Origin of the sequence: Brevundimonas sp. (genome assembly GCF_050729455.1) — a bacterium.
Taxonomy (GTDB): domain Bacteria; phylum Pseudomonadota; class Alphaproteobacteria; order Caulobacterales; family Caulobacteraceae; genus Brevundimonas.
Genome location: NZ_JBOHLI010000046.1, coordinates 1 through 6225, shown reverse-complemented (window position 1 = coordinate 6225; position 6225 = coordinate 1). Strand labels below are relative to the sequence as shown.

The 6225-nt window shown below is 69.0% G+C and carries 8 protein-coding genes; 6 read left to right on the top strand and 2 right to left on the bottom strand.

The genetic code is table 11. The annotated features are described in order from the left end of the window. The first annotated feature begins 176 nt into the window (after positions 1–176). Complete coding sequence (gene queF / locus ACREEF_RS11870) at positions 177–638, top strand: preQ(1) synthase (protein ID WP_178828914.1); 462 nt, start codon at positions 177–179, stop codon at positions 636–638. Here queF and ACREEF_RS11865 read toward each other — a convergent pair whose 3' ends face one another. After that, a complete protein-coding gene (locus tag ACREEF_RS11865) occupies positions 639–1604 on the bottom strand; it encodes an alpha/beta hydrolase family protein (protein WP_431565786.1) in 966 nt (321 codons plus the stop codon). A gap of 160 nt (positions 1605–1764) precedes the next feature. Here ACREEF_RS11865 and ACREEF_RS11860 point away from each other — a divergent pair, with 160 nt between their 5' ends. Continuing rightward, positions 1765–2511: a LytTR family DNA-binding domain-containing protein gene (locus tag ACREEF_RS11860; protein WP_431565785.1), complete on the top strand. Its 747-nt coding sequence runs from the start codon at positions 1765–1767 to the stop codon at positions 2509–2511. Next, a complete protein-coding gene (locus tag ACREEF_RS11855) occupies positions 2508–3380 on the top strand; it encodes a DUF817 domain-containing protein (RefSeq protein WP_431565784.1) in 873 nt (290 codons plus the stop codon). Before ACREEF_RS11860 ends, ACREEF_RS11855 begins: the two co-directional genes overlap by 4 nt. 176 nt (positions 3381–3556) lie before the next feature. Here the strand turns inward: ACREEF_RS11855 and ACREEF_RS11850 are convergent, their stop codons facing one another. Next, positions 3557–4153, bottom strand: a complete 597-nt coding sequence (locus ACREEF_RS11850; RefSeq protein WP_431565783.1) for a nitroreductase family protein — start codon at positions 4151–4153, stop codon at positions 3557–3559. 45 nt (positions 4154–4198) lie between these two features. Between ACREEF_RS11850 and ACREEF_RS11845 the strand changes: the two genes are divergently transcribed. From ACREEF_RS11845 to ACREEF_RS11835, 3 genes are all read left to right on the top strand, one after another. Continuing rightward, entirely contained in the window at positions 4199–4828 is a 630-nt protein-coding gene (locus ACREEF_RS11845; RefSeq protein ID WP_431565782.1) for an NUDIX domain-containing protein, read from the top strand. A 27-nt stretch (positions 4829–4855) separates the two neighbouring features. Then, complete coding sequence (cysE, locus tag ACREEF_RS11840) at positions 4856–5677, top strand: serine O-acetyltransferase (RefSeq protein WP_431565781.1); 822 nt, start codon at positions 4856–4858, stop codon at positions 5675–5677. A 96-nt stretch (positions 5678–5773) separates the two neighbouring features. Further along, entirely contained in the window at positions 5774–5983 is a 210-nt protein-coding gene (locus tag ACREEF_RS11835; protein WP_105564438.1) for a DUF3126 family protein, read from the top strand. Positions 5984–6225 lie beyond the last annotated feature (242 nt).

Below are 6225 nucleotides of genomic sequence, written 5' to 3'. Positions count from 1 at the left end.
AGGGGAGAAGGGCGAAAAACAGAGTCCAATTCGTCTGAATCGTCTGAAATTCCCCTCAGCCCCTTTCGTCCGCGACCTGCATCCTACCACGGCGGGGAGGGGCGCCAGGTCGATTGTCAGATCACCCGCGAGGCCCGAGCATTTTCTTTGGCGGACCAAACGCCTAAATGGCGGGCATGACGCACTATACTGACAGCCTGTCCCAGCTCGGCGCCCAGACCGCCGCCCCGACCAATCCCGAAGAGGCGGTGCTGGAACGCGTGCCCAATCCGCACGCCGACACGCTCTATGTCGCGCGCTTCACCGCGCCCGAGTTCACCAGCCTGTGCCCGGTGACGGGCCAGCCCGACTTCGCCCACATCGTCATTGACTATGTGCCCGGCGACTGGCTGGTCGAGAGCAAGAGCCTGAAGATGTACCTGACCAGCTTCCGCAACCACGGCGCCTTCCACGAGGACTGCACCGTGGCCATCGGCAAGCGCCTGGCCGACCTGCTGCAACCGAAGTGGCTGCGCATCGGCGGCTACTGGTACCCGCGCGGCGGCATCCCCATCGACGTCTTCTGGCAGACGGGCGCGCCCATCGAAGGCGTCTGGCTGCCCGATCAGGGCGTCGCGACCTATCGCGGGCGGGGCTGACTACAGCTTCTCGCTGAAGAAGCGGACGACCTCGCGGTTCAGGGTTTCGTGGAAGGCCGCGCGGTCGAAGCCTGGCGTCGGCGTGCAGATCATCGGGGCCGCGGCCGCCAGTTGGGGCGAGCAGGGCGGCAGGAAGTCGAAGTGGGCGGCGCCCTCGACGCGTCGGTATTCCGGCGCGACGGGCAGGGCGTCGCGGACCGGCTCGACATAGAAGGGCGCGGGCAGGATCTGGTCGGCGCCCGCCTGCCATAGCTGGACCGGCTGGGCGACCTTGCTCAGGCCGTCTTTCGTGAAGGTGAAGCCCAGGGCCGGGGCGGCGACGGCCAGGGCCTTGATGCGGGTGTCGTGCGGCAGACGGGGGGCGGCGGCGCCGTCCTTCATGGTTCCGACGTGCTGGCCGATCAGGCGGCAGTCGTAGAAGCCGGGGTTGGCGCGACAGTGATCGGCCAGTCGGCCGAGGTCGGGAACGCCGCCCGCCGCCGCCAGAACCGTGAACCCTCCGGCGGAAAAGCCGAAGGCGCCGATGCGGTCCGCGTCGACCCCGGCGTGACCGTCCCAATCCTGGGTCATGTAGTCGATCAGGACCGACAACTGGCGCGTGCGGCCCGCGAGGTCGGTGGCGCGGCTTTGATCGCGCCAGTTGTCGCCGGTGTGGGTCAGGGCGGCGACGACGAAGCCCGCTTTCGCCAGAGCAGCAGCCGTGTCGTGGTGGCTGCGATAGTCTCCGCCGTTCCCGTGGGAGATGACGATCAGAGGGCGCGGTCGGGTCGCCGCTTCAGCCGGGGCCCAGACGCCCGCCTCGATGGCGGGTTGATCGCCGTCAGGAATGGTCAGCCGCGAGACGGCCACGCCGTCGCGGATCATGGGGGCGGCGGTTTGCGGCTGTGCGGCAGGCGCGGGCGCGGCGGTCGCGGCGCAGGCGCCCAGCAGGACGGAGGCGGCGGCGATCAGGGCGGCGGTGTTCATTTCGTAAGGGCCTCATGGCGGCGAGTGATGAGGTGGTGTGCGGCCCTGAAGCGCCGCCGCGCTAGCCGAGATGGGCGAATGGGCGAATGGGTTCGCGGCCCGGCGAACGGCTGTCATCGGCGGCGACGCTTGCTAGTCTGACGCCATGGAATCGAGGGGATTGAAGGACAGGCGATGGCGGGCGGCGGCCGTGGGCTTCGCCGTCTCGACCGCCGTGGGGCTGGGGCTGGGGATCATTGGCCCGTTCGGCAGTTATCTGAGCGGGACCCTGCCGGTGCGGACGGCCTATTGGGTGGTCTGCCTGTGGGCCGGATGGCTGGCGTTCGGCGTCAGCCTGCCGATCCTGGCGCGCTGGGCCGAGGCGCGGAGGATCTCGGCCTGGACCTGGACGCCGCCCGCGGTGGCGGTGCTGACCCTGCTGCCCGTCGTGCTGAGCCGGACCCTGGCGGTGCGGCTGTGGCCGGTGGTCGGGCAGGTCGGCTGGCTGGAATGGTACGGGCAGGGGCTGGTGATCAGCGCTCTGGCCACGGCGGGCATGATGTGGGCGACCCGCCCGCGCGCGGCGACGGCCGAAAGGCCCGACGCCGAATCCGCCGATCCGCGCGACCGGCTGCCGGCCCGGCTGGGGCGGACGGTGCTGTGCTTGCAGATGGAGGATCACTATGTCCGGGTGCATACGCCGCAGGGCTCGGCCCTGGTGCTGATGTCCCTGTCGCAGGCCATGGCGGGGCTGAAGGACGTGGACGGGGCCCAGACGCACCGTTCGTGGTGGGTGGCGCGTGCGGGCGTGCTTGGCGTGGTCGAGGATGGACGCAACACCCGGTTGCGTCTGAGCGGCGGGCTGGAGGCGCCGGTGTCGCGCGCCCGCGTCGGCGCCTTGCGTGAGGAAGGCTGGCTGACGTCATGACCCCATCCCCCCGTCTCCCGCTCGAAGCCTGGGGCCGTCGTCTGATGACCCGCGCGGAGGCGTGGGCGGATCGGGGGCGGTGGCGGGGCTATGCCTATGAGTTCCTGTGGTTCGGGCTGAAGCAGGGGTGGGCCTGTCTGTTCGGCGGGGCCATGCTGGGGCTGCTGGTCGGGACGCATCTGCTGTGGCCGGTCTTCTGGCCTGAAGGTGGGGCGCCGGTGTCGCGCTATGACTTTCTGATGGTCGGGGCGCTGGCCATTCAGGGGCTGATGCTGGCCTTCCGGCTGGAGAGCTGGGAGGAGGCGCGGGTCATCTTCCTGTTCCATGTCGCCGGGACGATCATGGAGCTGTTCAAGACGGCGCACGGGTCGTGGATTTACCCTGAGGAGTCGCTGCTGCGGATCGGGGCGGTGCCGCTGTTCTCGGGCTTCATGTATGCGGCGGTGGGCAGCTACATCGCGCGGGTGCAGCGCATCTTCCATATCCGGGTGCGGCGCTATCCGCCGCTGTGGACGACCTGGGTTCTGGCGGCGGCCATCTATGTCAACTTCTTCGCCCATCACTGGCTGCCGGACGTGCGGATCGCGCTGTTCGCGGCGACGGTGCTGCTGTTCGGGCGGGGCTGGTTCTACTTCACGGCGGACCGGCGGCGGCGGTCGATGCCGCTGCTGCTGGGCTATTTCCTGGTGGCCCTGTTCATCTGGTTCGCGGAGAACCTGGGGACGTTCGCGCGGGCTTGGGTCTATCCGGGGCAGGCGGACGGCTGGGAGATGGTCAGCCTGAACAAGCTGGGGGCCTGGTTCCTGCTGATGATCATCTCGGTGGTGCTGGTGTCGATCGTGCACCGGCCGGAGGAGGAGCCGAGCTAGGCTCTTCAGTTTCCGTCATCCTCCGACGAGCGGAGCGAGATCGGGGGACCCAGCGGCGCCCGTCAGGGCGAAAGCTTCACGCTCGACGCTTGCTTCAAAGATCGCCTTCGGCGCCGCTGGGTCCCCCGGTCGGCGCCGCTGCGCGGCTTGCCGGAGGATGACGGAAGAGAAAGCCGTTACGGCCGCCGCTCGACCTTGTGGGCCATGACGGGGCGGGGGCGTTCCAGCGGGGCTTCACTCAGGGTTCCGAGGTGGATGAAGCCGGCGATGGTCTCGCCGTCCTGAACCCCGAACAGGGCGACGGCGGCGGGGTCGTAAGAATACCAGTCGGTGATCCAGCTGGCGGAATAGCCCAGGGCGTCGGCGGCGTGCTCGATGTTCATGCAGACCGCGCCGGCGGACAGCTGCTGCTCCCAGACCGGGACCTTGTGGCCCTGAATGGGGGTCGAGACGACCATGATCGTCAGGGGCGGATTGGCCAGCTTGGCCAGGACGGCCAGGTCCTTGTCGATGCGGCCTTGCGTTTCGGCCAGAACGGCGAGGGCTTCGGATAGGTCGGTGCGGCTCTGGGGGCCCAGGACGACGAAGCGCCAGGGGAAGAGCTTGCCGTGGTCGGGGGTGCGGGCGCCGAGAGACAGGATCCGCTCGATCTCGGTCTCGGACGGGCCGGGGGCGCCCAGCAACTGGGCTGAGGCCGAGCGGCGCGCGGCTAGACGGGCCAGCGCTTCTTGCGAACGGACGGGCAGGGGCAGGGCGGCGTTGAGATCGGTCATGCCGTCTAGCTAGGATTTCGTCGCGCCCGGCGCCATAGCGGAAGCATGCACGATATTCCCGACATCAGGCCCCGCTGGGCCAAGGATCTGCCCGAAACGCCGAAATGGCAGAGCCACGGCGACAGCGTCCTGATCGACACGCCGTGGATGACGGTGACGCGCCACCCGGCGACGGCGCCGACGGGGGCGCCCGCCGACTATACGGTCATGCGGCCGAAGAACGTCGGGACCGGCGTCCTGCCGCTGCATGAGGACGGGACGGTGACGCTGGTGGGCCAGCACCGCTTCACCCTGATGCGCTATTCCTGGGAAATGCCGGAAGGCGGGGCGCCGATGGACGAGGACCCATTCGACGCCGTGCGCCGTGAACTGGCCGAGGAGGCGGGGCTGGCGGCGGAACACTGGAGGGCGGCGCTGGACATGGACCTGTCGAACTCGATCACCGACGAACGGGCCATGACCTGGGTGGCCTGGGGGCTGAGCGCGGTTCCGGTCGATCCTGACCCGACCGAGGTGATCGTCGTGGCGCGCGTGCCTTTCCGCGACCTGCTGGCCGAGATTGAGCGCGGGGCGGTGAGGGACAGCCTGACGGTGGCGACGGCCTATCGCGCCTACCATATGGCCCGAGAGGGCGAACTGCCCGCCGCGCTGGCGCAGGCCATGCTGGGGGCGTAGGATCGCGTGAAGAAAACGGGAGGCCCGATGGCCAAGCTGGAAATCGTGCCGCAACAGCCGGACCTGTGGGCGCAACTGCGCGCCGCGGCCGAGGACGCCGCGCGCGAAGAGCCGCGTCTGGCCTCGCAGCTGAACGCCGTGGTCCTGGCGCATGATGATCTGGCGGGGGCGTTGAGCTTCCAGATCGCGCGCAAGCTGGGCGACGCGGAACTGGGCGCCATGTCGTTGCGCGAGGTGGCCCTGTCGGCCTTCGCCGCGGATCCTGGCATTCTTGCGGCGGCCGAGGCCGACCTGAAGGCGGTGCAGGACCGCGACCCTGCGATCCGGTCGCTGTTGCAGCCCTTCATGTATTTCAAGGGGTTCCAGGCGCTGCAGGCCTGGCGCGTGGCCCACTGGCTGTGGGGGCAGGATCGCGACACCCTGGCCTTCCACTTCCAGAGCCGAATCTCGGAACTGTTCCAACTGGACATCCACCCGGCGGCGCGGATCGGCTCGGGCGTCTTTATCGACCATGGCACCGGCATCGTCATAGGCGAGACGGCGGTGGTCGGCGATGAGGTGTCGATGCTGCACGCCGTGACCCTGGGCGGGACCGGGGCCGAGCGCGGCGACCGCCACCCCAAGATCGGCCGCGGCGTCCTGTTGGGCGCGGGGGCCAAGGTGCTGGGCAATATCGAGGTCGGCGACTACGCCAAGGTGGCGTCTGGCTCGGTGGTGCTCAAACCCGTTCCGGCGGGCTGCACCGTGGCCGGGGTGCCGGCAAGGGTGGTCAACTGCCCGACCGACGCCACGCCGGCTCGCACCATGGACCACACCCTGGCCGACATCGCCTATGATTTCGTGATCTGAGGGCCGCTGCGTCTGTGGACGCCTGCGATGCGGGCTTCCCACGACGAAGAGGCTTCTTTAGGTTCCGCCGTCAACGACACCAACGAGGCTACCCCCGTGAAAGAATCCGATCTGAAGCGCGTCGAGACGCACCTGAAGCGCACCTTCAACCACGGCGGCATCAAGGTGAAGGCCCGCAAGGTCGCCGACTCCGCCGAAGTCTATGTCGATGACGAGTTCATCGGCGTGGTGTTCGAGGACGAGGACGAGGCCGGCTCGTTCATGTTCGAGATGGCGATCCTGGCCGAAGACCTGCCGCAGGACTAAGGCCGCGCCTCCAGGGATTTCTCTGGAAAGCACGCACGAAAAAGGCCGGAGGGGCGAACCCTCCGGCCTTTTGTCGTTTCAGGCGATCACCAGCCGAACAGACGGGCGAAGAAGCCCTTCTTCTTTTCAGGCTGAGGCGCAGCGGCGGCGGGCGCAGGCTTGGGCGCTTCGACCGGCTTGGGCGCCGGAGCGGGGGCAGCGGCGGCCGGGGTCGGCGCGGGCGCAGGGGCGGGCGTCGGAGC

What these genes read in the sequence shown, in the direction of transcription:
- queF (WP_178828914.1), top strand. Translation starts at nt 177, where the DNA reads ATGACGCACTATACTGACAGCCTGTCCCAGCTCGGCGCCCAGACCGCC.
- ACREEF_RS11865 (WP_431565786.1), bottom strand. Translation starts at nt 1,604, where the DNA reads ATGAACACCGCCGCCCTGATCGCCGCCGCCTCCGTCCTGCTGGGCGCC.
- ACREEF_RS11855 (WP_431565784.1), top strand. Translation starts at nt 2,508, where the DNA reads ATGACCCCATCCCCCCGTCTCCCGCTCGAAGCCTGGGGCCGTCGTCTG.
- ACREEF_RS11850 (WP_431565783.1), bottom strand. Translation starts at nt 4,153, where the DNA reads ATGACCGATCTCAACGCCGCCCTGCCCCTGCCCGTCCGTTCGCAAGAA.
- ACREEF_RS11845 (WP_431565782.1), top strand. Translation starts at nt 4,199, where the DNA reads ATGCACGATATTCCCGACATCAGGCCCCGCTGGGCCAAGGATCTGCCC.
- cysE (WP_431565781.1), top strand. Translation starts at nt 4,856, where the DNA reads ATGGCCAAGCTGGAAATCGTGCCGCAACAGCCGGACCTGTGGGCGCAA.